A 25,873-nucleotide genomic window follows, 5' to 3' on the forward strand; every position below is an offset into this window, starting at 1 on the left:
GCGAGCCTGCTCGCGAAGGCGTCAGTCCTGCCGCAATGCAATATCGATCAACCGATGCAACTCATCCACCTCCAGCGCCGTGGCCGAAAACAGAATCCGGAACACCACCGGCGCCACCACCAGATTGATCAAGCGATCGACACTCGGCGCCTTCTCATGCGGATAGCGATCGACAATGGTCTGCAACTGCGCACCAATGATCGCCACGCAATTGCCCGGCGTAGCGCTGGCCTGCACGTCGCGCATCATGTTGCGCCCGACCTCCGAGCTCATCTCGTCGAGATATTGCTCGGCCCACGCACGGATATCGCCGCGCAGGCTGCCAGTGTTCGCCGGCTCGCTGTCCGGGCGCATGCGGGCGAGGGCGACGTCCGCCAGCAACGCCGCCAGATCACCCCAGCGGCGGTAGATCGTCGACGGCGTAACCCCCGCGCGGGCGGCAATCTGCGGGACGGTCACGGTGGAACGTTCCTGCTCTTGCAGCAGCGCATTGACCGCCGAATGAATCGACTCCTGCACCCGGGCACTGCGGCCACCGGGGCGTAAACCTTCTTTAATAGCCATGCGGCAGACCTTAACACAAAGAATTTGCTTTAAGCGCTGGGCGGTAGCACACTGCGCAAAAGCAAAAAATTAGCTTTTGCGGAGTATGCCCATGACCAGCCCCTTGAATAGTGTCGCTTCCCACCGGTCGAGCTTGTGGTTTCTGGCGATCACCTTACTCAGTTTTCTCGCCGCTTCCACCGCGCCGACGCCGTTGTATCACTTGTATCAGGATCAACTGCATTTCTCGGCAGCGATGTTGACGCTGATCTTCGCCGTTTACGCTTTCAGTCTGTTGGCGGCGTTGCTGACGGTTGGTTCGCTTTCCGACCATCTCGGACGCAAACCGGTGATCTTCAGTGCCGTGCTGCTCAATGCGCTGGCGATGCTGCTGTTCATTTATGCCGACAGCGTGTCGTGGTTGATCGGCGCGCGGGTGCTGCAGGGTTTCGCCACCGGCATGGCCACCGCCGTTTTGAGCGCAACGCTGCTCGACACCGACCGGCAGCAGGGGCCGCTGATCAACAGTGTCGCACCGTTACTCGGGATGGCTTTGGGCGGTTTGGGCTGTGGCTTGCTGGCAGAATTCGCACCGGCGCCGTTGCAGCTGACCTATTGGTTGCTGTTGGCGTTGTTCGTGTTGCAAGGCATGTATGTCTGGCGCCTGCCGGAAAGTGTCTCGCGGCAAGGTGGGGCGCTGGCGTCGTTGCGACCGACCCTGCACGTGCCGGTGCAAGCGCGTTCAACGTTGTGGCGCGTGCTGCCACTGAACACCGCGACCTGGGCGCTCGGAGGTTTTTATGCCTCGCTGGCACCGTCGTTGGTGCGCACGGCCACTGGCTCTACCTCCAATCTGATCGGCGGTGCGACGGTCGCGGCGCTCACCGTGACCGGTGCGTTGATGATTTTTACGATGCGCAATCGTCCGGCCGCTCAGGCGTTGCGGCTGGGCGCGAGCTTGCTGCCAATCGGGCTGGTCCTGATCCTGCTCGGTGTGCATGGCGCCAGTCTGTCGTTGTTTTTCTTTGGCACCCTGGTCGCCGGTTGCGGCTTCGGTTCAGGTTTCCTCGGTGCGGTGCGCAGTCTGGTGTCGATGGCCGCGCCACACGAGCGAGCCGGGTTGATGTCGGCGTATTACGTGCTCAGTTATCTGGCGTTCTGTTTGCCGGCGTTGCTGGCCGGGCACCTGGCTCGCAGTTTCGGGTTGCTGGTGACCACCGACGGTTACGGCGTTGTATCGATCGTGCTGGCCGTGGCTGCGCTGCTGCTCAGTCTGCGTCCGCAGACGGGCAGAGTTTGCAGCGCTCCTTAGCGCGTGTAGACGCTTATCTGCAAAACAGATAACAGTTAGAGATATTACCCGTTATATCGATATTCGATTCGGATCTACCATGGACTCAACCTCACCAGAGGACAGGAGTTCATGATGATTTGCCCCAACAGTGTCACCCCTGGCTACAAACCTTTCAGCCAGCTTCAGCATCCGCGCGAAGTGATCCGCCAGTTCACGCCGAACTGGTTCGCCGCGACCATGGGCACCGGTGTGCTGGCATTGGCGCTGGCCCAGTTGCCGCTGGCCATTCCCGGATTGCGCGCTGTGGCCGAAGGGCTGTGGTTGTTCAACATTCTGTTATTCACGCTGTTTACCGTTGCCTACGCCGCGCGGTGGATTTTGTTCTTTGATGAGGCGCGGCGGATTTTCGGCCATTCGACTGTATCGATGTTCTTCGGCACCATTCCCATGGGCCTGGCGACGATCATCAACGGCTTTCTGTTGTTCGGGCTGCCGCGCTGGGGCGACGGTGTTATGCAACTTGTTGAAGTGTTGTGGTGGATCGATGTGGCGATGTCGCTGGCCTGTGGTGTGTTGATTCCGTACATGATGTTTACCCGTCAGGAACACAGCATCGATCAGATGACCGCGGTCTGGTTGCTGCCGGTGGTGGCGGCGGAAGTGGCAGCGGCCAGCGGCGGCCTGCTCGCCCCGCATCTGACCGATGCCCATGGGCAATTGATCGTACTGACTACCAGTTATGTGCTTTGGGCATTCTCGCTGCCTGTGGCGTTCAGCATTCTGACCATCCTGTTGTTGCGTATGGCTTTGCACAAACTGCCCCACGAAAACATGGCCGCTTCGAGCTGGCTCGCTCTCGGTCCGATCGGCACCGGTGCCCTGGGCATGTTGCTGTTGGGCGGTGAGGCGCCAGCGATTTTTGCCGCGAATGGTCTGCCCGGCGTCGGTGAAATCGCCTCGGGCCTGGGTCTGGTCGCTGGGATCACGCTGTGGGGTTTTGGTCTGTGGTGGATGTTGATGGCATTGTTGATCACCGTACGTTATCTACGCGACGGCATTCCGTTCAACCTCGGCTGGTGGGGTTTTACGTTCCCGTTGGGCGTGTATTCGCTGGCGACTCTGAAACTGGCAAGCATCCTCAACCTGACGTTTTTCAGTGTATTCGGTACCGCGCTGGTGATTTTGTTGGCGGCAATGTGGCTGATCGTCGGCAAGCGCACCGTGCAGGGCGCATGGCGTGGCGAGCTGTTTGTCTCGCCGTGTATTGCAGGTTTGAAGAAATAATCCGAAAAGTTTAGGTAAGGTGTGGCCTGGATCGTGGTGCGGGATTCCAATAACAAGCACCCAGGCCTCACTACCTAACATCAGGAAACACGGAAGATGAGTCACCCCTCACAGTTCAACCTGCTGCGCACCCGGCGCTTTTTGCCCTTCTTTATTACCCAGTCGCTCGGCGCGTTCAACGACAACGTGTTCAAGCAGTCGTTGATCCTCGCCATCCTCTATCGGTTGACCATCGAGGGCGATCGCTCGATCTGGGTCAACCTTTGCGCGCTGCTGTTTATCCTGCCGTTTTTCCTGTTCTCGGCGCTGGCCGGGCAGTTCGGGGAAAAATTCGCCAAGGACGCGCTGATCCGTCTGATCAAACTCGCGGAAATCGCCATCATGGCCGTAGGATCGATCGGCTTCCTCTTCGATCATCTGTCGCTGATGCTGGTGGCACTGTTCGCCATGGGCACTCACTCGGCGTTGTTCGGCCCGGTGAAGTATTCGATCCTGCCGCAGGCCTTGCGCGACGATGAACTGGTCGGCGGCAACGGTCTGGTGGAAATGGGCACGTTTCTGGCGATTCTCGCCGGCACCATCGGCGCCGGGATCATGATGTCGTCCGAGCACTACGCGCCGGTAGTCTCCGCAGCGATCGTCGGCATTGCCGTGCTGGGTTATCTGGCCAGCCGCAGCATTCCGCGCGCGGCGGCCTCGTCGCCGGAAATGCGCCTGAACTGGAATATCTTCAGCCAGTCCTGGGCGACGTTGAAACTCGGTCTGGGCCAGACGCCTGCGGTGTCGCGCTCGATTGTCGGCAACTCGTGGTTCTGGTTCGTCGGGGCGATCTACCTGACGCAGATCCCGGCCTACGCCAAGGAATGGATGCACGGTGACGAAACCGTGGTCACGCTGATCCTGACCGTGTTCTCGGTGGGCATCGCGCTGGGTTCGATGCTCTGCGAAAAGCTCTCCGGGCGCAAAGTCGAGATCGGACTGGTGCCGTTTGGCTCGTTTGGCCTGACCGTGTTCGGCCTGTTGCTGTGGTGGCATTCCGGTGGGATCCCGGACAGCGTCACCGGCCATAGCTGGATTGCGGTGCTGGGCTTCGTTCACACCTGGGCGGTGTTGATCGACATCCTTGGCCTGGGCATTTTCGGTGGCTTCTATATTGTCCCGCTGTACGCGCTGATCCAGTCGCGTACGGCTGAAAACGAACGGGCGCGGGTGATTGCCGCCAACAACATTCTCAACGCGTTGTTTATGGTGGTGTCGGCGATTGTTTCGATCGTCTTGTTGAGCGTCGCCAAGCTGTCGATCCCGCAACTGTTCCTGGTGGTGTCGCTGCTGAACATCGGCGTCAACGCCTACATCTTCAAGATCGTTCCGGAATTCAGCATGCGTTTCATGATCTGGCTGCTCAGCCATTCCATGTACCGCGTCGAGCACCGCAACCTTGAAGCGATCCCGGACGAGGGCGCGGCGCTGTTGGTGTGCAACCACGTGTCGTTCGTTGACGCCTTGCTCATCGGCGGGGCGGTGCGTAGGCCGATTCGCTTTGTCATGTACTACAAGATCTACAACCTGCCGGTGCTGAACTTTATCTTCCGCACGGCGGGCGCTATTCCGATTGCCGGACGCCAGGAAGATATCCAGATCTACGAAAAAGCCTTCACCCGCATCGCTCAGTATCTGAAGGACGGTGAGCTGGTGTGTATTTTCCCGGAAGGCAAATTGACCGCCGATGGCGAGATCAACGAGTTTCGTGGCGGCGTGACGCGCATTCTGGAGGAGACGCCGGTGCCGGTGATTCCGCTGGCGCTGCAAGGATTGTGGGGGAGTTTCTTCAGTCGCGATCCGAACAAGGGCTTGTTCCATCGCTTGTGGTCGCGGGTGACGCTGGTGGCGGGGCCGGCGATTACCGAAGGGACCGAGCCGGCGAAGTTGCAGGTGTTGGTGGGGGAATTGCGCGGGGCTGTCAGATAGTCGGTATATCAAAAGGCCCCTTCGCGAGCAGGCTCGCTCCCACAGTTGACCCTGTTCCAATGACGGAACGCGGTTGAATGTGGGAGCGAGCCTGCTCGCGAAGACGCTAGTGGCTTAAGCGCTGACTTTAAGGCCTATCAAACCCGTGACGATCAACGCCACACTGGCCAGCCGAATCAATGCCATCGATTCACCAAACAGAATGATCCCGGCGATCACCGTACCCACGGCACCGACACCGGTCCAGATCGCATAGGCCGTACCCAACGGCAATTCCTTCATTGCCAGACCGAGCAAACCAAGGCTGATGGCCATGGCGGCAACGGTGAGGGCGGTGGGGAGCGGGCGGGTGAAGCCGTCGGTGTATTTCAGGCCGACGGCCCAGCCGACTTCGAACAGGCCGGCGCAAAACAGAATGATCCAGGACATGCAGGACCTCCATCGATTGACGGGGTCGTCCCCAGATTAATGACTCGAGCGAGCCGCAGGGTCGTCCCCGCGTTGCGCAATATACTGACGAGCATTAACCCGGGGATCAAGTTTTCAGCCTCAATCGGCAGCCCGTTGCGCGAGGTTGTCGCGGTCTTCCTTTTCGCTCATGCGCCGGAAGTACGTCGACAGCAGTGCTCCGGAAATATTGTGCCAAACGCTGAACAGCGCGCTCGGCACCGCCGCCAGTGGCGAAAAGTGCGCACTGGCCAATGCCGCGCCCAAGCCAGAATTCTGCATGCCGACTTCCAGTGCCAGCGACTTGCGCTGAGCCAGCGGCAGGCCGAACAGGCGCCCGGTGAAGTAGCCGAGCAGATAACCGAAGCTGTTGTGCAGCATCACCACGGCCATGATCAACAGGCCGGACTCGGCGATTTTCGCCTGACTCGCCGCGACCACGGCGGTGACGATAATCACGATGCTGACCACCGACACCAGCGGCAACACATCCACCGCATGCCGCACCTTGTCGCCGAGCAGACGCTGCGCGACCACGCCGAGAACGATCGGCAGCAGCACCACTTGCAGGATCGACCAGAACAGCTCCATGAACGATACCGGCAACCATGCCGAGGCCAGCAGCCAGATCAGTGCCGGGGTGAGCAGCGGGGCGAGGAGGGTAGTGACCGCGGCAATCGCCACGGAAAGCGCCAGATCACCGCGTGCCAGCCAGGTCATCACGTTTGAAGAGGTGCCGCTCGGGCAGCAACCGACCAGAATCACGCCGACGGCGATTTCCGGCGGCAGGTGAAACACCTGGCAGAGCAACCACGCCACACCGGGCATGATCACGAAATGCGCAACCACGCCCAGCGCCACCCGCCACGGATGGCGAGCGACGGCAGCGAAGTCGTCGAGTTTGAGGGTCAGGCCCATGCCGAACATCACCAGACCCAGCAGCGGTACGATCGCGCTTTTCAGGCCGATGAACCACGCCGGTTGCAGAAAGGCCACGACGGCAAAAATCAGAACCCAGTAAGCGAAGGTATTGCCGACAAAGCGGCTGAGTGCAGCCAGTGCGCGCATGGCTTGATCCTTATTTTTGGTTACACCACAAAACATTGTGGGAGCGAGCCTGCTCGCGAAAGCGGTGAGCCAGACACATTAATGTTGCTGGCACACCGCATTCGCGAGCAGGCTCGCTCCCACAGGTTAGATACTCGTCAGAGTCAGATCCCCTGCGGCATCTCTTCCCCACCCAACGCTTCAACCAGTGCCGGCAGGAAGTCGCCGAAGGTCAGCATCATCAGGGTGAAGCTGGCATCCAGTTGGCCCAGGGCTTCGTCGCCACCGTCCTGTTCCGCCTGATCCTGCAGCAGATCCTCGAATTTCAGGCGCTTGACGGTCATCTTGTCGTCGAGCATGAACGACAGTTTGTCCTGCCAGGCCAGCGACAGCTGAGTGACGACTTTGCCGGTGCTCAGATGCAGCTGGATTTCTTCACTGGTCAGGTCCTGACGCTTGCAACGGACGATGCCGCCGTCTTCGTGGGTGTCGCGCAGTTCGCACTCGTCCAGTACATAAAAATCGTCGGCGGCTTTCTGCGTGGTGACCCACTCGGTCATCACCGCTGTTGGCGCCATTTTCACGGTCAGCGGACGCACGGGCAGGGTGCCGATCACTTCGCGCAGGGTCGACAGCAGGTCTTCGGCGCGTTTCGGGCTGGCCGAGTTGACCAGGATCAGGCCCTGTTTCGGCGCGATCGCGGCGAAGGTCGAGGAACGACGAATGAATGCGCGCGGCAGGAACGCCTGGATGATTTCATCCTTGATCTGGTCGCGTTCCTTCTTATAGACCTTGCGCATCTGCTCGGCTTCGATCTCTTCGACCTTTTCCTTGACCGCGTCACGCACGACGCTGCCCGGCAGAATACGTTCTTCCTTGCGCGCAGAGATCAGCAGGAAATCGCCGCTGACGTGCACCAGCGGCGCATCTTCGCCCTTGCCGAACGGTGCGACGAAACCGTAAGTGGTCAGCTCCTGGCTTGCACACGGCCGCGCCAGTTTGGTCGCCAGTGCAGTTTCCAGCGCCTCGGCATCGACAGGCAGGTCTTGGGTCAGGCGATAGATCAGCAGGTTCTTGAACCACATGGGGCGAGTCACTCCTTTATACAAAGGGGGGCATTATTGTCTTCGCCGGGGCATAGGCCAACCCTTCTCTAAGCCTTTGGAAGACCTCGGAAAATTATTTAAAAAAGTGCTTGCCAGAGGTTGGGGTGCTCCGTAGAATGCGCGCCACACCGAAGCGAAGGGTGATTAGCTCAGCTGGGAGAGCGTCTGCCTTACAAGCAGAATGTCGGCGGTTCGATCCCGTCATCACCCACCATTCGTTTCAAGTGTTTAGCGCAGCGGTAGTTCAGTCGGTTAGAATACCGGCCTGTCACGCCGGGGGTCGCGGGTTCGAGTCCCGTCCGCTGCGCCATATTCGGTAACCTGGACCACTGAACGCCAGGTCGCCACGGAAAAACCCGCTGATGCGGGTTTTTTTCTGTCTCAAGGTTGTACCCGCGGGATGTATCGTTTCACCGGTTTTCAGATTTTTTTGAAAAATATTCAATTAAATCAACACCTTACGAAAACTTGTGGCATAATGCGCCCCGTAACGAAGCGAAGGGTGATTAGCTCAGCTGGGAGAGCGTCTGCCTTACAAGCAGAATGTCGGCGGTTCGATCCCGTCATCACCCACCATTCGTTTCAAGCGTTTCGCGCAGCGGTAGTTCAGTCGGTTAGAATACCGGCCTGTCACGCCGGGGGTCGCGGGTTCGAGTCCCGTCCGCTGCGCCATATTCGGTATCTGGAACTGAACGCCAGACACCACGGAAAGCCCGCCTAGTGCGGGCTTTTTGCTGTCTGCGATTTATGAAATCGCCGCGCTACTGCGCCGCATTGCGGGCATGCCGATAATCGCTCACTGCCTCATACACCGCCCTGCGCAAGCGATTGATCCCGCCAATCGGCCGATGCGCCTCAATGCCGAACCACGGATTGAACGACAGGTTGTCGCATTGCAGATTCAACGCCGGCGTATCGAAGTCCTGCGCGGGCAGGGTGATCCGCGCCACCGTTGCAAACGGCGCATCCTGCTCACGCCACTCAATGCTGGTGTCCTCGATCGGCATGTACTTGTTCGCGTCCTGGCGCTGGATCTGCAGGGCAAAACACGCCGGCACCCGATCCGTGGACAACTGTTGATTCAGTGCACTGCGCAGAAAATTCGGCAAGTCGTGATTCTGTTTGGGCAAGGTATACGCCGGGCAACGCTCCGGATCCGGCACGACGCGGAATTTCGCATTGGCCTCACCGAACTTGTAGGGCGATACCGAGAAATATGTGGTCTCGGTCGGACTGTCCGGCGGCGCTGACAGGGTTGCCAACGCGATGAATAGATGACGGACCTGCCAGGTGCGCGGATCCCACGTCGGAAAAAACGCCATGACCTTCTTGCCGTCAGCCTGCGCCGCTACATTCTGACGATACTCGGCGACATCGCTGACAAAGAAATTCGGATGGCTGAACATCACGAAATCCTGTTCATGCTGGTCCTGGCGGTTGCCGAGCAGTTGCGTGCCAGGAACCTCAAGCAACTTGATCGCCATTCCGCGCGCGTCGCGAATGCTGTCGAATTGCGGATAGGCATTGCCGTTGGACAACCGGATCAGCGCCTGCCAGGTCTTGCCCGGCTCGCTGAACACACCCCGTCGCAGCGATTGCGCCAGTTCCGGTAACACCTGCACTTGCGCCTTCACGCAGCCATGCGCTTTGGCGTGGGCATCGCGCAGATAACGCGTGGGTTCGCGGTGCTGGTCGACGATGCGCACTGCGGTTTGAATGATGTCCTGGGTCATCGCCGCTTCGCCCGCTGGAATCTGTTCCTGCGCCGACACCGGCCCACGATGCTGCCAGGCGAACCACGCGGTGGCGATGGCCCAGCCGAGCAGGGCGATGACCAGCAGGATCAGCAGCGTCTTGCCAAGCAAACGCCCCAACCACAGCCAGAAGCGAGCCAGTGGCGGCAGTTCTTTTTTGAATGTCGGCATGATCATGGCAACTGCGCCTCCAGTGGTCCGCCCAGTACTTTCAGATATTCGAGCAGCGCCCAGCGCTCCTCGGGTTGCAGGAGGCGGCCGATCACCCCGTTGCCGCGAGCGCCGGCGCGGAATTCGTGGCCGCTGTTATGGTTGCCGCTGATGCGCGTGTCGAACAGAAAACCGTTGGTGAAAGGCTCGGTGCGATAGCCGAGGTGGCGCGGGTCGTATTCGAGCGTGCCTTTATAGAAGGTGGTGGCGCGCTCATCCTGCGGTGACAGCAACTGATAGATGCTTGGCACCGAACCGTTGTGCAGAAACGGCGCAGTCGCCCACACGCCAGCCAGCGGCCGGGCCTTGTAAGCGACTTTCTCGCGCACGCCGATCGGCAGGCCGAAACCATCCATGCGCAGTTTTTCTTCCGGCGTGATCTGCGCGTCGCGATAGGCACGGTTTTCCACGAATGCGGTGACGTAAGCCAAGCCCTTGGCCACCGACAATTGGCTCAGATCAAGCGGCTCCTTGGATTCGGGGTGCAGTTTGACGTCCATCTTTTTCAGCTCATTGACATCCCATTGCAGTGCGCTCAGGTCGAAACGGTGGCTGGCAATGTTGTTGGCCGCATTGGGATCGGTACCGATCACGTCTACCGGCAGCATGTGCAAGTGCTGCACCCAGCGTTCGCCTTCCTGCGATTGGCGCGGGACATGGCAGCTGGCGCAGTTTTCCGCGAACAGCGCGCGGCCTCTGGCGGCCAGCGGCTTGTCGATCGCACCGAACAGATCTTCCGGCCAGGTCGGCGGCTTCAGCTGCTGCAAGGTTTCTTCGATAACGTGCAGATCGCGCACGCGCACGCTGGAGGGATAGCGCGCAGCGCCTTGCAGCGGCTGACCGTTGGCGTCGAAGAAATTCAGCGTGGCACCGACGCCGAGCGCCTCGCCGATATTGCGCGCCATTGGCTGTTGAGCCGAGCCGTTCCACTGCACCCAGTCGAACGTCCACATGTCCCAGAGCTGCGGGTAATCCACCGGGGCATCGGCCACGCGGTAGTTGGCAGGGGAAATCGCATCGCCAAACGTCGCGTTGGCAATCCGGCCGAACGCATCGGTGCGCCCCGGGCCTTCCTCGGTGGGGTACAGGCCGCGATGGGTGTCGTTCCAGGCCACTTTGACGAAGGTGTTCAGCGAGGCCTTGAACTCGCTGCGCAATTGTTCGCGGCGCGCTTCGTAATCATCTCCGAGCACCTGGCGGGCGAAGCGCTCAAACTTCCATGGGTTGTAGTAAGTCGAGGTGAGACTGGCGACCAAGGCCTGTCCGAAACTGCCACCGCGCAATGTAGGAACGCTGGAAGGCAACACGTGCTGTGCGCTGCCGCCATCGATACGCACGGCCTGGTCTTTGAAGCGCAACTCGCCGGTGTGGCAAGCAGCGCAGGTGATGTCCAGATAATGCTCGGAGGCGTTGCCGGGATTCTGGTGCCGGGCAAAACCGACGGGGAGGTTGCCGGGGTTGTTCGGGCTAGATTTCTGCTGCGGGTCGACCAGGAAGCCGAAACGGGCGAGATATTCAGGGGAGGCGAAGCGCTGCTCGGAGAAGGGCAATTCCAATGCCTGGAACCACTCGTAACGCAGGCCTTTGACTTGCGTACCTTGGGGCGTGAAGTAGTAGGTCTGCCGTTGCTCTTCGCTCCATTGATCCAGGTAACGTACCTGTTGCGGCGGGGTGTAGAAGGGCAATTTCGGGTTGGCGACGTAATAGACAATCACCGCAACGGCGATTATCGCCAGCACGATCACCAGAGTGAGAACGCGGAATAGAGGGCGCAAGTTAAACATCCTTGTCGAATTGTTGCGCTGTTATGCCTGAGCGGCGCTGGCTGGGCAAGTGGCCATTACGCCAGATACTGAGTCAGGAGCCGACGAGCCTTGTCGTCCGTGAATGACAGAAGCTTCATCCAGCCGTCGTCCAAATGCGTTTTAATCCCTGAACTTATCGGAAGATTCCTGCTCTCATGCCGGTAGCCATTGGTCGTGGCGGCCTGATAAGCTCGCGGCTTTACTCGATTGCCCATTCGGCGCATGAACAAGGAAATAGCATGAAACAGCATCGGTTGGCGGCGGCGGTAGCCCTGGTTAGCCTGGTACTCGCGGGTTGTGACTCGCAGACCAGCGTAGAGCTGAAAACCCCGGCGCAAAAAGCTTCCTACGGCATCGGCCTGAACATGGGCAAAAGCCTTGCCCAGGAAGGCATGGATGATCTGGACTCCAAAGCGGTAGCCCAGGGCATCGAAGATGCCGTTGGCAAGAAAGAACAGAAGCTGAAAGATGAAGAACTGGTCGAAGCCTTCGCCTCGCTGCAAAAGCGTGCTGAAGAGCGTATGGCCAAGATGAGCGAAGAGTCGGCAGCCGCCGGCAAGAAATTCCTCGAAGAAAACGGCAAGAAAGCCGGTGTAACCACCACCGCTTCCGGCCTGCAGTACGAAGTAGTGAAGAAAGCCGATGGCCCACAGCCTAAGCCGACCGACGTCGTAACTGTTCACTACACCGGCAAGCTGACCAACGGCACCGTGTTCGACAGCTCCGTCGAGCGCGGCAGCCCGATCGATCTGCCAGTCAGTGGCGTGATCCCTGGTTGGGTTGAAGGTCTGCAACTGATGCACGTTGGCGAGAAGTACAAACTGTACATCCCTAGCGATCTGGCTTACGGCGCTCAGTCGCCAAGCCCGGCAATCCCGGCCAACTCGGTTCTGGTTTTCGACCTGGAACTGCTGGCCATCAAGGATCCAGCCAAAGAAGAAGCCGCTGCCAAGTAACACGCAACGGTATCGCCAACAACGCCTCGCTTATGCGGGGCGTTGTTGCATCTGCAGGTCAGGAAAGGTAAACAGAGCGAACTGACAGCGATCAGCACAGTCATAGCTTTGAGGCTGCCCGCGCTAGACGCCCTGAGCTGCCAAGTCAATGAAATATTGGGCTTTTTTATGTGAGTAAAAAACGCCCGATCTGAGCGCAGCCCTTATGAAACGGGGCTCTCAGCGCTGAAATGCAGCTCTGTTCACAAGGTTATCCACAATTTGTGTGGATAACATTTCAACGGGAAGAATAGATGAAAGCTCCGTGGAATTTCGCTCGATTCCTGCCGTTGGCCGGTCGCCTGCTGGCCCGTGGACGCCTGCCGACCCTGTTGTTTGCCGTGGCCAGCAAAGGCGCCGCGCAAGGCAATCGCTTGGGCAAACTCAAGGATGATCTGCGCTTGCTGCAGTCGCTGTGCCTGGCCTACTGGCGTGGCGAGTATCGTGCGATCAGTGCCAAGTCGCTGATCTCTGTCGTAGCTGGCCTGATGTATTTCCTCAGCCCGGTGGATGCCATTCCGGATTTCATTCCCATGTTCGGCATGCTCGATGACATCGCTGTCCTCGCCTGGTTGATGAAAACCCTCGATGACGAACTCAACGCCTTCCGCCTGTGGCGCAAACGCCAGCAGCCCGAAAAGCTGGCGGTGGTTGAACGCCTCCCTGATACCCCTGAACAATTGCAGCTGCAAGGCCCGAAAAAGCCCTGACTGATCAAGACTGCCTACAGATAGATACCACTCGCGACCTTAGCCGCTGTTAGGATTACACTTCTAGGGAAAAGTGCCGACTCGCTAAGTGGTGTTGTCCTACGGGGTAGTCATGGATATTCAGATAATTGCACGCGATGGCGAACCCGAATACGCGGTTCTGCCGTGGGCTCAATATCAGGCTCTACTGAAAGCAGCAGGGACCAACGCAACACCGGCGCAGCAGCCAGCAGCGCCGCTCGCCACCTCGCCGGAGCCGATTCTTCCGGGTCTGGATCAATTACGCAGTTTGCGCGAAGGGAAGGGCATCGCCATCGAGGCGCTGGCCCGCACGGTAGGCATCAGCCCGTCTTACCTGGCCATGATCGAAAGTGGTGAGCGTCAGCCCGACGCCGCGATTCGCCGCAGCCTGGCCTGGGAACTGACGGTGCCGGGTTGGAGGGATGAATCGTGAGCGTACGCATCAGCCGTCAACATTGGGACGGATTGCTGGGGGAATTGGACCAGGCGCGCCGTCAGCGCCATCTTCTGACCTATCGAGCCTTGCTTGAGCGTTTGCAGCTGCCGACACCGGCGATGCAGACACTGACGGCTGCGCTGGAGCATCTGGCCGCACTGGATGCCAAAGCCGAGCAGCCGTTGCGCAGTTCGCTGGTCATCAGTCAGGGCGCCAGTCGTTTGCCGCGTACCGGGTTCTTTGAATGTGTCGAGCGTCTGGGGCGCTTTTCCGGGCCGTCGGATGGCGTTGCGGCGGCGTCCTGGCATGCGTCGGAAGTGGTGCGCGTCTTCGAATACGAATACCCGGAATCGGCGGAGGCCTGAGTGTTTCTGCGCCTCAAGGCGCGGGCCGGTTATTGGCTGGCCCGCAGGCTGTTTCGTTGGTCGTGGTTCGTTCGCCAGCCGCGTGGCTGGCGCTGGCTTGAAGGCCAGTTTGCGCGCATGGCCAACCTCGGCGATGTCGATGCTCAAAGCTTTTATGGGCACATTCTGACTTTTCGCGGCGTCGGGTTGGGCGCGCGTGAAGAAGGCGTGCGTATGCTGCGTCTGGCGGCGTTGGCCGGCGACGGTAAAGCCGCTTATCAAGTCGGCGTGATCAGCCTCGCCGGTACGCCGAGCAAGGCGCCGGATCCCGTTGAGGCCGCTCGTTGGTGGAGCATGGCCGCCAAGGCGGGCCACCCGTTGGCCGAGCTGAAGCTGCAACAGCTGAAGGCTGGTGATTCAACGCAGTAATTCCATGTATGTCTTCTAAGTAAACGCGGCGTGAGGTTTTCCTCACGCCGCGTTTACGTTTCTGCCTGCACGTTTTTCGATTGACGCTGGATTGCAGATTAGTCCTACATCCTTTGCCTACTCGCCTGACTTCTTTCCTCTTTGATCCCCCGCACAGTTCCCGCGACTAATTTCTTGCGCGAGGGACCGCTCATGCTTCAGCCCGTTTTTCAGTCCACCTTGTTTGCTCGCGTGTGTTGATGGAAGCCATCGCGCGCATCGAGCAGGAACTCGACAGCTTTCCGCAAACCCTCAGCCTCTACCGCAAACAGCTTGATCATTGGCTCAGTCGCAGGGCGGACCAGATCAGCGAGGCAACAGACCTGCCATCGCTGGTGGGTATGGAGCGGATCATCCGCTTCGGCGATCGCAGCACGGCGGTCAGCAGCAGCGACGACGGCTTTTCCTCCAGCGTCGTCCAGTGCCCGCAGGGCGGGCTGATGCAAATCGAGAGCAAATTCGAATCGGTCTACGACATCCCGCTGGGCAACATTTCCGTCGATGTGGTCGACGTGGATAGCGGCAAGACCACGCCGGTCACCCTTGATCAGCAGGGCAAGGCTGAATTCAGAGGCGAAGAGGGCAAGTTCTACCGCGTGCATGTTCATGGCGCGGTCACCTCCAATCAAGTCGCCGAGCTGTTCGATTCCTATGACGGCTTGACCGGCGAACTGGAACGTTGGCTGCGTAGCGAGTGGCAAGGTTTCAAGCCGCAGTGGTCACAGTCGGTGGCGATAGCGGCCAGCAACGGCATGCTCGCCGGCAGTTGGGCCGCCATCGAAGGGGTATGGGACAGCCTCGGTCTGCTCTCGGAAATTCTTCAGGACCCCGGCAAGTTTGCCGAGCGTTTGGGCAGTGGCGCGGCTGAGCTGATCGAGCTGGCACAGACTGCGCCGGACCTCATGGAAAAGCTGCAGCTGCTGGTCAGTGACGAAGCGGCGATGTGCTTGCTGCTGCGGTCGGCAAGCCTGTGGCTGGACATGCTGCCGCCCAGCGAGATTGCCGGCAAATCTGCTGAAGTGGCGTCGATGATGATCGTGCAACTGATCATCGATGTGCTGATCAGCGTGGTGCTGACGTTTGTCGGAGCGGGGGCGGGGATCGCTTATCTGACGCTGCGTCTGGCTGACCGCGCAACGCAGCTGTTCAACGTCGCCAAGCGTCTGGTCAAGGCGCTGTTCAGCATCGTCAACGCCTTTATTGAATACGTCGACCGCTACAAAGCCGTTGCCGCGCGCGGCATCGCCGCCGGGGTGAAAAAGGGCCGGATGCAATTGCGCTGGGATGCCAAGCGCAACGCCATGTTGAAGAAAGACGAGCCCCACGACGACGCCCCCGACCAGGCGAAAAACCCCAACGGCGATGCCGCCGACTGCGTCCCCAATACCTGCAAAAACGGCTGCCCGGTGTCGATGGTCACCGGCGAAGAACTGCTGACCCTGACCGACGCGGTGCTCGACGGCGTGCTGCCCTTCGAGTTCACCCGCTTGTACCGCAGCAGCGCGGTCGAGATCGACATCGGCCTGGGTTTCGGCTGGAGCCATACGCTCGCGCATCGCCTGTCCTTCGACGGCGATGGCGTGATCTGGATCGACCACGAGAACCGCCGCACTCGTTTTCCCCTGCCCAACGTCGCGCGCCCAGCGATTCACAACAGCCTGTCGCGGGCGGCGATCTTTCTCGGTGATGAGCCGGAAGAGTTGATTCTGGCTCTGGCCGGCGACAGCGCGCGGTTCTATCACTTTCGCGCCGGCCGGCTGACGGCGATCAGCGATGTCTACGGCAATCGTCTGACCCTGCAACGCGATCGCTCCGACCGCATTCAGCGTCTGGACAACGGCGCCGGCCGCGCCTTGCTGTTGCGCTATGACCGCGCGCAGCTGGTGGCGATCGATTATCAGGTGTTCGTTCAAGGCGAGTGGACCACCGAGCAAAATCTTGCCACCTACAGCTTCGATGCCCGGCAACGCCTGCTGGTCGCGACCAACGCGGTCGGCGACAGCGAGCGCTACGACTACGACGACCACCACGTCATCCTCCAGCGCCAGTTGACCGGCGGCGCGAGCTTCTTCTGGGAGTGGCAGCGCGAGGGCAAAGCGGCGCGCTGCGTGCGCCACTGGGCGTCGTTCTCCCAGATGAACACCCGTTACGTCTGGAACGATGACGACACCAGCGTGACCGTGCATTACGTCGACGGCACCGAAGAAGTCTACGTCCACGACGAGCGCGCGCGGCTGGTGCGCCAGGTTGCGGCCGATGGTGGTGAGCAGCTCAAGGCCTATGACCAGCAGGGCCGGTTGATCGCCGAGCAGGATGCGTTGGGCGCGGTTACCGAATACCGCTACGACGAGGTCGGACGGCTGATCGCGCTGATTCCGCCGGACGATGCACCAACGTCCTACGAGTACCGCAACGGTTTTCTCTACAAGCGTTGCCGTGGTGATGCGGTGTGGATCTACCGGCGCAACGCTGAAGGCGCCGTCACCGAAGCGGTCGATCCCGGCGGCCAGGTCACCCATTACTACTACAACCTGCGCGGGCAGTTGTTGTCGCTGCGTTATCCGGACGGCAGCCGCCACCGCTGGGTGTGGAACGAGCTGGGTCAGCTCATCGAAGAAACCCTGCCCGATGGCGGCGTGCGGCGCTTTTCCTACGATGCGCTGGGACGGCGGATTACCACCCAGGACGAATTTGGTGTCGTCAGTCGTCAGCAGTGGGACGCCGCCGGCCGACTGATCCTGACGACTTCTCCTACGGGCAGCACGCGCGCCTACAGCTACGGCGCCTACGGCCAGATCACCGCCGAACGCGATGAACTGGGGCGCATTACCCGCTACGAATATGACGACGACCTGCACCTGGTCTCGCGGCGGATCAATCCTGACGGCACCCGCGTGCAGTATCGCTATGACCATGCGCGGCTGTTGCTGACCGAGATTGAAAATGAATCGGGCGAAAAATACCGACTGGATTACACGCCGACCGGATTGATCCGACAGGAAATCGGGTTTGATGGACGCCGGACTGCCTATGCCTATGATCTCAATGGGCATCTGCTGGAAAAGACCGAGTTCGGCGAGCAGGGTTTATCGCTGGTCACCCGGTACGAGCGCGACGCGGCTGGAAGGTTGCGAATCAAAACCCTGCCCGATGGCGCCAAGATCCGCTACGACTACGACCGCTTCGGGCGCTTGGTTGCCGTTGATGACGGGCAGAACCATCCACTGGCCTTCGAGTACGACCGTCAGGACCGGCTGATCACCGAGCATCAGGGCTGGGGCACTCTGCGTTACGCCTATGACGCCTGCGGCCAGCTCAAACGCCTGCGCCTGCCGGATAACAGCAAGCTCGATTATCACTACGCCAAGGGCGGTGCGCTGTCAGCCATCGACCTCAATGGCACGCCACTCACGCGCCACGTCTACCAGTCCGGTCGCGAACAGCAACGCCAGCAAGGCTTGCTGCTCAGCGAATACTCCTACGACGATCAGGGCCGCTTGCTTGCCCACGCTGTAGGTCATCGCCACGCTTCGCTGTACCGCCGCGATTATGCCTACAGCGCCAACGGCAATCTCGAGCACATTGCCGACAGCCGCCACGGCCAGCGCACCTATGGCTACGACGCCCTCGACCGGTTGATCCGCGTACGTCACTCACGCGACGAACTGCCCGAATCCTTCGCCCACGACCCGGCCGGCAACCTGCTGATGCAGGACCGCCCCGGCCCTGCGCAGATCAAGGGCAATCGCCTGCTGATGCAGGGTGACCGCCATTACGACTACGACGCCTTCGGCAACCTGATCCGCGAACGCCGTGGCCACGGCCAGACCCTGGTCACCGAATACCGCTACGACTGCCAGCACCGCCTGATCGGCCTGACCCGCCCGGACGGCCAGACCGCCACTTATCAATACGACGCCTTCGGCCGGCGCATCCGCAAAACCGTCGACGGCGCCGTCACTGAATTCTTCTGGCAAGGCGAACACCTCGTCGCCGAAAGCAGCGCCAGCCAATACCGCAGCTTCCTTTACGAACCCGGCACCTTCCGCCCACTGGCGATGCTCGACGGCAAAGGCCCGAAAAAAGCCTGCCCGTTCTACTACCAACTCGACCACCTCGGCACCCCGCAGGAACTCACCGACTACAGCGGCGAAATCGTCTGGTCCGCGCAATACGACGCCTACGGCAAAGTCGCCGCTGTGACCTTGGCCGGCGAAGACTACCTCGACCAACCGCTGCGGTTTCAGGGGCAGTATTTCGATGTTGAAAGTGGGCTGCACTACAACCGCCATCGGTATTACGACCCGAGGCTAGGGCGGTATCTGACGCCGGACCCGGTGAAGCTCGCGGGTGGGTTGAATCAGTACCAGTACGTGCCGAATCCGACGGGGTGGGTGGATCCGTTGGGGTTGAGTTGCATTTGTCCACCGTCAGCGCCGCGACGTCCTATGCGGTACGAGGCTGGTCGCGTGGTCGTCGAAGAGGGAGCGCCCCCGCTGCCAAAGATGACGGCGCAGGAACGACGGGCGAGGATTGATGAAGTGGCTGAGGAGAATGCGAAACGGCGTGTGAGTGAGTATGAAGAACTTTATGACATGCACACTGTGAAAAAACATAGTTCGGAAATTCCCGATCGGGCACTAAAACAGCGAGCTATCAACGGCGCTGATCCTCACACAGGTGTCGTTCCGAGGCCTCCCAGAGGAAATCCAAGTTCACAATTTCACAACTGGCGAATGCATTTGGGGGCATTAAACAAGGCGATGACAAGGAATAAAAATGGCTTGATCATGCATACGGGTGACGATCAGCATGATACTCCGATAGTTAGGTTGGAATTGCCTGGAGCAGGGCGAGGGTACAAACCGAATAGGCGGGATTCGCAAAATCCGGTTTTGAATGAAGACATGAACTGGTTTGAAGTTAAGTTTGATAAGACAAATACGCAAGAACCATTTACGGGCTTTCCTTCGGAGAAAAAATAATGTTGAAACATCCGTATTTAGATAGGCCTTTCAATCCAAGATTTAGCTGGTTTATTGGCGTATTTGATGTTTATGATCAAGAAGAGACCCGAGGTCTAGAACTCGGCGTATATAATCCGAATATACCTACTGACAGGGAAAATCTTATACGGAGGTATTGTCTAAAACTGCCGTATCTTTCGTATAGGCATAAGTTGGTTCTATTTGAAGCCTTAGAGTCAGCGTTAGATGATTCAAGCTACGATTTCAGTAGCTTATTTGATATTGATGAGTGCGAAACTTCCAGTTGGCCTAGGGGGGAGTGGTATTCGTTAAATAGTCCGCGTAGCTTTTTTGAAGAAGTTTATCGCTTGGCGAAAGAGGTCTGGAGGGAAGACCTTGAGAAGGCTGCTGGTGAGGATAGATCTACATGGTGAGGACGATATCTCAATAAAATGATCATTATTTTCTTTGCTAGTTGAACTGATATTAAAGCCAGCAATTAGTTGCGTCGGCTTGCCTTCGTTGCAGCCCTGCTCCCACAGGGATCTTGTCGATATTCAGCGTTGTTCAATTAGATGCGGCAAATGGAGGTCGGGCGCGATGAGGCTATCAATCAAATAAACACTAAACCCCACAACCCCCTTCGCATGATGCTTAGCCTGCGAAGCCATCTCCGCAAGCTGGCTGGCATCAAGCGTTGCACAAGCTTCAGGTCGCAAATGCACCACCCCGATCGATAACGACAACAACGCAAACTCCTGCCGCACACCCTGGCGATTCGGCGCAATAAAACACCCCGCCTCAAGGTGTTCAGGCCGATAGAAGCGGCGGCATTGGCTTTGGAAATCGTCGAGCAGTTGGTTGAGGCGTTTGCGCCAGTCTTCGGGGCCGAGGACGAGGAGGAAGTCGTCGCCGCCGATGTGGCCGACGAAGTCGCGGGTGGGGTCGATGCGTTCGTTGAGGCATTGGGCGAGACAGAGCAGGACTTCGTCGCCTCGGCCGTAGCCGTAGATGTCGTTGAAGGGTTTGAAGCTGTCGATGTCGACGTAGCAGATGATCGACTCGCGGGCCTGTTGCAGCAGGCGCGTGAGGCATTGCTGGATCGGTACGTTGCCCGGTAGCAGGGTGAGGGGATTGGCGTAGCGCGCCTGCTGGATTTTCAGTTCGGTGATCAGTTTCAGCACGTCGATGACCCGGCCGAGGCCGAGGTAACTGCCGTTGAGGGTGATGATGAAGTCTTCTTCGATGCGCTGGCGGGCGCGGCTGGTGATCAGGCGGCTGACTTGCTGCAGTGACTGGCTGATTTCCACGGCGAGGAAATCATCGTTCATCAGGCGGCTGATCGGTTTGCGCGCGAACAGATCGGTGGCAAACGGTTTGAGCAGTGCGTCCGACAGCGAGTGGCGATGGACGATGCCGCAGGGCTGGCCTTGTTCGTCGAGCACCGCGAGCGAATTGAGGTTGGCCTGGCGGCGAAAGGCTTCCAGTACCGTCGCGGTGGGCGTATCGCGTTGCACGGCGGGCTGGTCGTTGAGCAGGGCGCTGAGGTCGCTGCCTTCTTCATTCAGCGCGACGGCGCTGCTGTCGTGTTTGGGCATCAACGCGCGAGCGTCGCGGGACGGATGTTCCTGAGGGCGGCCGAGCAGGTAGCCTTGCACCAGGTCGACGCCCATTTCAGTCAGCACCGCGAGTTCTTCCGGTAGCTCGATGCCCTCGGCGATGACTTGCGCGCGCGAGGCTTTGGCGATTTGCAGAATCGAACCGACAAACTCTCTTTTCAACGCATCCTGATGAATGCCATCAATGAAGTGCCGGTCGATCTTCACGTAATCCGGACGCAATTCCGACCACAGGCGCAGGCTCGAATACCCCGCGCCCAAGTCGTCCAGCGCAATGGAAAAACCCATCGCCCGGTAGTGATGCAGGGCGGTTTGCAGCAACTGGAAGTCATCGATCGGCGTCTGCTCGGTGAGCTCGATCACCACTTGGCTCGGCGCAATGCCCAAGTCCTGCAGCAGTTGCAACGTACGCCCGGGTTGGTGCGCGGCTTCGAGCAAGGATTCTGGAGACACGTTAAGGAACAGCTTGCCCGGCAGTTGCTGTTCGTTGAAGCGGCGGCAGGCGCTTTGTCGGCAGGCGATTTCCAGTTCACTCAATCGACCAGCCTGTCGCGCTACGGCGAACAGGGCAATCGGCGAGTGAAGAGGGCTGTTGGACGGCCCACGGGTCAGGGCTTCGTAGCCGAGAATGCGGCGTTCGGAGAGACAGATGATCGGCTGGAACAGGCTGTGTAAACCGCTTTGAGTCAGGATCGAGCTCAAGGCGCTCAGCTGTTCGGTCGTGGTCATGGCAGTCTCTGGCGATAAAAAAAGGACCGGGAGCGCTTGCTCCCGGTCCTTTATTGCACGACAGAATGATGACTGTTTGATGACGATCCGGGGATCGTCAGCACTAAATTGCCATCACTTACTTCTTGGCCACCTGATTGCTCAGTTTCAGGTAATCCAGCAGCACGCGCCCGGTTTCGCTCAGGTAGGCATCGTCTTCTGGTTTGACCTTGTCCGGCTCGGCAGCGGCCAGTGCGTCTTCGTCTTCTTTCTTCAGCTCTTTGAGCGGTTCTTCGCCTTTGGCCTTGCGACGGATGTTCTCCATCGCCAGCTGCTTGGCGTCGATGTCGGCGTGCTGGGCACGACGATCGGCTTCGTTGAGGCTGACGGTTTTTTCTTCCATCAGTTTCTGCGCCAGGGCCAGCTTGTCGCGGATGAACACGAACTCGGCATCCTTGTTGGTGCGCGAGTCATGTTCGGACTTCAACTGGGCGAGGAACGGCTTGAACGGATCGGCCGCCGGCTTGATCGCTGCGCGAATGGTGTCCCACGGCATGGCTTCCGGCAGGGCGCTTTCACCGATTTCCTTGGTGTCGATCAGCGACGGGTAGTCGATGTCCGGCAGCACGCCCTGATGCTGGGTGCTCTGCCCAGAGACACGATAAAACTTGGCCAGGGTCAGTTTCAGTTCGCCATGGTTCAGCGGCTGAATGGTCTGCACAGTGCCTTTGCCGAAAGTCTGGCCGCCGATGATCAATGCACGATGGTAGTCCTGCATGGCGCCGGCGAAGATCTCCGAGGCCGAGGCGGACAGGCGGTTGACCAGCAGCGCCATCGGGCCTTTGTAGAACGCGCCCGGGTTTTCATCTTCGAGGACGTCGACACGGCCATCTGCATTACGCACCAGCACGGTCGGACCTTTGTCGATAAACAGGCTGGTCAGTTCGGTGGCTTCCTGCAGGGAGCCGCCGCCGTTGTTGCGCAGGTCGATGACCACGCCGTCGACTTTGTCCTTCTGCAGCTCGGTGAGCAGCTTCTTGACGTCGCGGGTGGTGCTCTTGTAATCCGGGTCACCGGCACGGAAGGCCTTGAAGTCGAGGTAGAAGGCCGGGATCTCGATCACGCCGAGTTTGTAGTCCTTGCCGTCCTGTTTCAGGCTGAGAATCGACTTCTTCACGGCCTGGTCTTCGAGCTTCACCGCTTCACGGGTGATCGGCACGATCTTGGTGGTCTGGTCGTTCGGCGCATTGCTCGCCGGAATGACTTCCAGGCGCACCACGGTGCCTTTCGGACCGCGAATCAATTTGACCACTTCGTCCAGACGCCAGCCGACCACGTCGACCATTTCCTTGTTGCCTTGGGCAACGCCGATGATCTTGTCCGCCGGAGCGACCTGCTTGGTCTTGTCCGCGGGGCCTGCCGGCACCAGACGCACGACTTTCACTTGATCGTTGTCGCTCTGCAATACGGCGCCAATGCCCTCGAGGGACAGGCTCATGTTGATGTCGAAGTTTTCCGCGTTATCCGGCGACAGATAGTTGGTGTGCGGGTCGTAGGACATGGCGAAGGTGTTGATGTACGCCTGGAAAATGTCTTCGGCGCGGGTCTGGTCGAGGCGCGCCAGCTGATTCTTGTAGCGCTTGGTCAGGGTTTCCTGGATCTGCTTCGGGTCTTTGCCGGCGATCTTCTGGCGCAGCACTTCGTCCTTGACGCGTTTGCGCCACAGGTCGTCGAGTTCCGCGGTGGACTTGAGCCAAGGCGCGTCCTTGCGATCGATCAGCAAGGTCTCCTTGGTGTTGAAGTCCATCTTGTCGACGCCTTTGTTCAGCTCGGCAAGGGCGAAGTCCAGACGCGCCTTGACGCGGTCCAGATAGCGCTTGTAGATGGTGAACCCGGCGTTGAGGTCGCCGCTTTTGAGGAAGTCGTCGAACTGCGTCTTCCACTTGTCGAATTCGGCGATATCGCTGGCCATGAAATAGCTGCGCGACGGGTCGAGCAGCTTGATGTAGCTGTCGTAGATGATCACCGAGCGCGCATCATCGAGCGGCGGCTTGCTGTAGTGGTGACGCTTGAGCAACTCGACGACGTTCAGGCTGGCGATGACTTCATCGCGATCAGGCTGCAACTTGTCCCAGCTGTTGGCTGCGAATGTGGTGCCCGACACCGGCAACAGACCGATACCGATGAAAAGAGCGAGGGCGGTGCTGGGGAGCAGATGCTTCATGCTGATTCGACGCGGGGACAATTGATAACGCATATTAGGCCGTCTTTGAAGTCGCCGGTTCTTTGAGAGCCGGTCGCATAATGCAAAAAGCCCGGCGCTACAGCTTCGGGCTCAGTCCAGACTCACTATGGAGGCAGTGTGAAGGCATTGCAAGGCGTTGAAGGTCAAGTGGCATGGGTTGAAGAGCCGAGTCCGACGTGCGATGTAGGACAAGTCCGCATCCGGGTGGCGGCAGCCGGCCTCAATCGCGCCGATTTATTACAGAAAGCAGGGCTTTATCCGCCGCCACCCGGGGCCAGCCAAGTGCTCGGTCTTGAGTGCTCCGGGGTGATCAGCGAAGTCGGTGCGGGTTCGTCCTGGCAGGTCGGCGACCGGGTCTGCGCCTTGCTGGCCGGGGGCGGCATGGCTGAAGAGGTGGTCGTCGACGGACGGCACGTGCTGCCGGTGCCTGAAGGTGTTTCGCTGATCGAGGCGGCGGCATTGCCCGAGGTGTACGCCACCGTTTGGCTGAATGTGTTTCAACTTGCAGCGCTGAAACCCGGTGAGAAAATTCTCCTGCACGCCGGCGCAAGTGGAATCGGTTCAGCCGCCATTCAGCTGTGCAAGGCCTTCGGTAACCCTTGCTGGGTCAGCGTCGGTTCCGCCGAACGCCTGGCTTACTGCGAAGCATTGGGTGCGCAGGGCGGCGTGGTGCGCACCGATGAAATTGAAAGCCTGCGCGACTTCGGGCCGTTCGATGTGATTCTCGACCCGGTGGGCGGCAATTATGCGGCGCTGAACCTCAAGCTGATGGCGCTGGACGGACGTTGGGTGCTGATCGGTCTGATGGGCGGGCGCGACGCGACACTGGATCTGGCGCAGGTGTTGGCCAAGCGTGTGCAACTGCTCGGTTCGACGTTGCGCAGCCGTAGCGATCAATTCAAGGCCGATCTGCTCAGTGATCTGGGCCAGCATGTGTGGCCGCTGTTTGCCGAGGGCCGCTTGCGTCCGCAATTGGCCAGAGCGTTTGCGGTGAAGGATGCCGAAGCAGCGTTTGCCGAACTGGCGAGCAATACGGTGGCGGGCAAGTTGGTGTTGGTGATTGACGACAGTCTTAGCTGACAACAGGTTCCTGTAGGAGTGAGCCTGCTCGCGATGCGGCGTGTCAGCCAACATCAATGTTGACTGGAACACCGCCATCGCGAGCAGGCTCACTCCTACATTAGATCTTCGTCATTTCCAGAGGTGGATCGGCCAGCCGGCTTTTTCTGCGTGCTCTAGCAGCACAGGATCCGGATTGACCACATGCGGGAAGTCCACCTTAAGCAACAACGGCAAATCGTTGCGCGAATCGGAATAAAAACTCGCGCCCTCGAGGTTTTCTTCTTCGGCATCCAGCCATTCCAGCAGGCGGGTGATCTTGCCTTCGCGGTAAGTCAGGGTGCCGACGGTGTTGCCGCTGTACACGCCATGGGCGACTTCCAGTTCGATGGCCAATATCTCGTCGATGCCCAGACGATCGGCGATCGGGCGAACCAGGTGCGCACCGGATGCCGAGATCACCAGAATCCGGTCACCGGCCTTGCGGTGGGCGGCGATGGTTTTGGTCGCGTCGCTGAAGATGATCGGCTCGATGAAATCTTCCACCCACGGGCCAACCAAGTGCTCGATTTCCTCAGGGGTGCGGCCTATCAATGGTTCGAGACTGAAGGCCATATAGTCTTCCATCGCCAGATGTCCGCGGCCGTAGGCATCCATCAGTTCCTTGTCGCGCTGCATGAACGACTCGCCATCGACCCAGCCAAGGCGGACCATCTGCTCACTCCATAGCGAGGAGCAGTCGCCATGGATCAACGTTTCGTCCAGATCAAAAATTGCCAAAGCCATCGGGTTCTCTCCGAGAACAGCTGCAAGCTACGAGCTAATAGCTGCAAGAATTAAAAT

General features: G+C 59.4%; 20 protein-coding genes and 4 tRNA genes. 15 read left to right on the forward strand and 9 right to left on the reverse strand.

Annotation, left to right across the window (positions count from 1 at the left end; genetic code table 11):
• Window positions 1–21: 21 nt before the first annotated feature.
• Window positions 22–564 (reverse strand): TetR/AcrR family transcriptional regulator, encoded by a 543-nt coding sequence (locus tag KVG87_RS11120; RefSeq protein ID WP_217850709.1) that lies wholly within the window; start codon window positions 562–564, stop codon window positions 22–24.
• A gap of 103 nt (window positions 565–667) precedes the next feature.
• On the opposite strand from KVG87_RS11120, the gene KVG87_RS11125 reads away from it, so the two are divergent.
• From KVG87_RS11125 to KVG87_RS11135, 3 genes are all read left to right on the forward strand, one after another.
• Complete coding sequence (locus KVG87_RS11125; RefSeq protein WP_217850761.1) at window positions 668–1,855, forward strand: MFS transporter; 1,188 nt, start codon at window positions 668–670, stop codon at window positions 1,853–1,855.
• A 114-nt stretch (window positions 1,856–1,969) separates the two neighbouring features.
• On the forward strand, window positions 1,970–3,121 hold the full coding sequence (locus KVG87_RS11130; RefSeq protein WP_217850710.1) for a TDT family transporter: 1,152 nt from the start codon (window positions 1,970–1,972) through the stop codon (window positions 3,119–3,121).
• A 96-nt stretch (window positions 3,122–3,217) separates the two neighbouring features.
• The gene (locus KVG87_RS11135) at window positions 3,218–5,089 is read left to right on the forward strand and encodes an MFS transporter (protein ID WP_212615621.1); all 1,872 of its coding nucleotides are present in this window, start codon (window positions 3,218–3,220) and stop codon (window positions 5,087–5,089) included.
• 114 nt (window positions 5,090–5,203) lie between these two features.
• Here KVG87_RS11135 and sugE read toward each other — a convergent pair whose 3' ends face one another.
• From sugE to rdgC, 3 genes are all read right to left on the reverse strand, one after another.
• Window positions 5,204–5,518: a quaternary ammonium compound efflux SMR transporter SugE gene (gene sugE, locus KVG87_RS11140; RefSeq protein WP_041479526.1), complete on the reverse strand. Its 315-nt coding sequence runs from the start codon at window positions 5,516–5,518 to the stop codon at window positions 5,204–5,206.
• Window positions 5,519–5,638: 120 nt separating this feature from the next.
• Entirely contained in the window at window positions 5,639–6,604 is a 966-nt protein-coding gene (locus KVG87_RS11145) for a bile acid:sodium symporter family protein (protein WP_041479525.1), read from the reverse strand.
• A 143-nt stretch (window positions 6,605–6,747) separates the two neighbouring features.
• A complete protein-coding gene (gene rdgC / locus KVG87_RS11150; protein WP_024012190.1) occupies window positions 6,748–7,668 on the reverse strand; it encodes a recombination-associated protein RdgC in 921 nt (306 codons plus the stop codon).
• A gap of 159 nt (window positions 7,669–7,827) precedes the next feature.
• Between rdgC and KVG87_RS11155 the strand changes: the two genes are divergently transcribed.
• From KVG87_RS11155 to KVG87_RS11170, 4 genes are all read left to right on the forward strand, one after another.
• A tRNA-Val gene (locus tag KVG87_RS11155) sits at window positions 7,828–7,903 on the forward strand.
• 19 nt (window positions 7,904–7,922) lie between these two features.
• Window positions 7,923–7,999 (forward strand) — tRNA-Asp (locus KVG87_RS11160).
• 190 nt (window positions 8,000–8,189) lie between these two features.
• Window positions 8,190–8,265, forward strand: a tRNA-Val gene (locus tag KVG87_RS11165).
• 19 nt (window positions 8,266–8,284) lie between these two features.
• Window positions 8,285–8,361, forward strand: a tRNA-Asp gene (locus KVG87_RS11170).
• Window positions 8,362–8,450: 89 nt separating this feature from the next.
• On the opposite strand, the gene KVG87_RS11175 is transcribed toward KVG87_RS11170, so the two are convergent.
• Together KVG87_RS11175 and KVG87_RS11180 are read right to left on the reverse strand one after the other, a co-directional pair.
• A complete protein-coding gene (locus KVG87_RS11175; RefSeq protein ID WP_217850712.1) occupies window positions 8,451–9,620 on the reverse strand; it encodes a catalase family protein in 1,170 nt (389 codons plus the stop codon).
• Window positions 9,617–11,428: a di-heme-cytochrome C peroxidase gene (locus KVG87_RS11180; protein WP_217850714.1), complete on the reverse strand. Its 1,812-nt coding sequence runs from the start codon at window positions 11,426–11,428 to the stop codon at window positions 9,617–9,619. Before KVG87_RS11180 ends, KVG87_RS11175 begins: the two co-directional genes overlap by 4 nt.
• Before the next feature lie 269 nt (window positions 11,429–11,697).
• Between KVG87_RS11180 and bamJ the strand changes: the two genes are divergently transcribed.
• The 7 genes from bamJ to KVG87_RS11215 all read left to right on the forward strand — a co-directional run bounded on the left by bamJ (window position 11,698) and on the right by KVG87_RS11215 (window position 19,833).
• Window positions 11,698–12,414 (forward strand): BamJ family beta-barrel-assembly machinery protein, encoded by a 717-nt coding sequence (gene bamJ / locus KVG87_RS11185; protein WP_076566750.1) that lies wholly within the window; start codon window positions 11,698–11,700, stop codon window positions 12,412–12,414.
• Between the two features lie 293 nt (window positions 12,415–12,707).
• Window positions 12,708–13,163: a YkvA family protein gene (locus KVG87_RS11190; protein ID WP_016773733.1), complete on the forward strand. Its 456-nt coding sequence runs from the start codon at window positions 12,708–12,710 to the stop codon at window positions 13,161–13,163.
• A 112-nt stretch (window positions 13,164–13,275) separates the two neighbouring features.
• Window positions 13,276–13,617: a helix-turn-helix domain-containing protein gene (locus KVG87_RS11195; RefSeq protein ID WP_217850716.1), complete on the forward strand. Its 342-nt coding sequence runs from the start codon at window positions 13,276–13,278 to the stop codon at window positions 13,615–13,617.
• On the forward strand, window positions 13,614–13,985 hold the full coding sequence (locus KVG87_RS11200) for a hypothetical protein (RefSeq protein ID WP_003223109.1): 372 nt from the start codon (window positions 13,614–13,616) through the stop codon (window positions 13,983–13,985). Before KVG87_RS11195 ends, KVG87_RS11200 begins: the two co-directional genes overlap by 4 nt.
• The gene (locus KVG87_RS11205) at window positions 13,986–14,393 is read left to right on the forward strand and encodes an SEL1-like repeat protein (RefSeq protein WP_217850718.1); all 408 of its coding nucleotides are present in this window, start codon (window positions 13,986–13,988) and stop codon (window positions 14,391–14,393) included. It begins immediately after the preceding gene.
• Window positions 14,394–14,632: 239 nt separating this feature from the next.
• Window positions 14,633–19,417 carry an RHS repeat-associated core domain-containing protein gene (locus tag KVG87_RS11210; protein WP_217850721.1) on the forward strand — a complete coding sequence of 1,595 codons (4,785 nt, stop codon included), beginning with the start codon at window positions 14,633–14,635 and terminating at the stop codon, window positions 19,415–19,417.
• Entirely contained in the window at window positions 19,417–19,833 is a 417-nt protein-coding gene (locus KVG87_RS11215; RefSeq protein ID WP_076566757.1) for a hypothetical protein, read from the forward strand. Before KVG87_RS11210 ends, KVG87_RS11215 begins: the two co-directional genes overlap by 1 nt.
• A gap of 123 nt (window positions 19,834–19,956) precedes the next feature.
• On the opposite strand, the gene KVG87_RS11220 is transcribed toward KVG87_RS11215, so the two are convergent.
• Both KVG87_RS11220 and KVG87_RS11225 read right to left on the reverse strand, forming a co-directional pair.
• Window positions 19,957–21,747, reverse strand: coding sequence for a bifunctional diguanylate cyclase/phosphodiesterase (locus tag KVG87_RS11220; protein WP_217850723.1), 1,791 nt, complete (start codon window positions 21,745–21,747; stop codon window positions 19,957–19,959).
• 118 nt (window positions 21,748–21,865) lie between these two features.
• Complete coding sequence (locus tag KVG87_RS11225; RefSeq protein WP_177434207.1) at window positions 21,866–23,950, reverse strand: carboxy terminal-processing peptidase; 2,085 nt, start codon at window positions 23,948–23,950, stop codon at window positions 21,866–21,868.
• Between the two features lie 138 nt (window positions 23,951–24,088).
• Here KVG87_RS11225 and KVG87_RS11230 point away from each other — a divergent pair, with 138 nt between their 5' ends.
• Window positions 24,089–25,051, forward strand: a complete 963-nt coding sequence (locus KVG87_RS11230; RefSeq protein ID WP_217850725.1) for a zinc-binding dehydrogenase — start codon at window positions 24,089–24,091, stop codon at window positions 25,049–25,051.
• 111 nt (window positions 25,052–25,162) lie between these two features.
• Here the strand turns inward: KVG87_RS11230 and KVG87_RS11235 are convergent, their stop codons facing one another.
• Window positions 25,163–25,816, reverse strand: coding sequence for an HAD family hydrolase (locus tag KVG87_RS11235; RefSeq protein ID WP_016773740.1), 654 nt, complete (start codon window positions 25,814–25,816; stop codon window positions 25,163–25,165).
• Window positions 25,817–25,873 lie beyond the last annotated feature (57 nt).

Source organism: Pseudomonas siliginis, from assembly GCF_019145195.1.
GTDB classification, from domain to species: Bacteria; Pseudomonadota; Gammaproteobacteria; order Pseudomonadales; family Pseudomonadaceae; genus Aquipseudomonas; species Aquipseudomonas siliginis.

Bases quoted from the DNA above. Each gene is read 5' to 3' on its own strand.
- rdgC (WP_024012190.1), bottom strand. From the start codon at position 7,668: ATGTGGTTCAAGAACCTGCTGATCTATCGCCTGACCCAAGACCTGCCT.
- bamJ (WP_076566750.1), top strand. From the start codon at position 11,698: ATGAAACAGCATCGGTTGGCGGCGGCGGTAGCCCTGGTTAGCCTGGTA.
- KVG87_RS11145 (WP_041479525.1), bottom strand. From the start codon at position 6,604: ATGCGCGCACTGGCTGCACTCAGCCGCTTTGTCGGCAATACCTTCGCT.
- KVG87_RS11130 (WP_217850710.1), top strand. From the start codon at position 1,970: ATGATTTGCCCCAACAGTGTCACCCCTGGCTACAAACCTTTCAGCCAG.
- KVG87_RS11235 (WP_016773740.1), bottom strand. From the start codon at position 25,816: ATGGCTTTGGCAATTTTTGATCTGGACGAAACGTTGATCCATGGCGAC.
- KVG87_RS11135 (WP_212615621.1), top strand. From the start codon at position 3,218: ATGAGTCACCCCTCACAGTTCAACCTGCTGCGCACCCGGCGCTTTTTG.
- KVG87_RS11220 (WP_217850723.1), bottom strand. From the start codon at position 21,747: ATGACCACGACCGAACAGCTGAGCGCCTTGAGCTCGATCCTGACTCAA.
- KVG87_RS11215 (WP_076566757.1), top strand. From the start codon at position 19,417: ATGTTGAAACATCCGTATTTAGATAGGCCTTTCAATCCAAGATTTAGC.
- KVG87_RS11210 (WP_217850721.1), top strand. From the start codon at position 14,633: ATGGAAGCCATCGCGCGCATCGAGCAGGAACTCGACAGCTTTCCGCAA.
- sugE (WP_041479526.1), bottom strand. From the start codon at position 5,518: ATGTCCTGGATCATTCTGTTTTGCGCCGGCCTGTTCGAAGTCGGCTGG.
- KVG87_RS11225 (WP_177434207.1), bottom strand. From the start codon at position 23,950: ATGAAGCATCTGCTCCCCAGCACCGCCCTCGCTCTTTTCATCGGTATC.
- KVG87_RS11175 (WP_217850712.1), bottom strand. From the start codon at position 9,620: ATGATCATGCCGACATTCAAAAAAGAACTGCCGCCACTGGCTCGCTTC.
- KVG87_RS11190 (WP_016773733.1), top strand. From the start codon at position 12,708: ATGAAAGCTCCGTGGAATTTCGCTCGATTCCTGCCGTTGGCCGGTCGC.
- KVG87_RS11120 (WP_217850709.1), bottom strand. From the start codon at position 564: ATGGCTATTAAAGAAGGTTTACGCCCCGGTGGCCGCAGTGCCCGGGTG.
- KVG87_RS11195 (WP_217850716.1), top strand. From the start codon at position 13,276: ATGGATATTCAGATAATTGCACGCGATGGCGAACCCGAATACGCGGTT.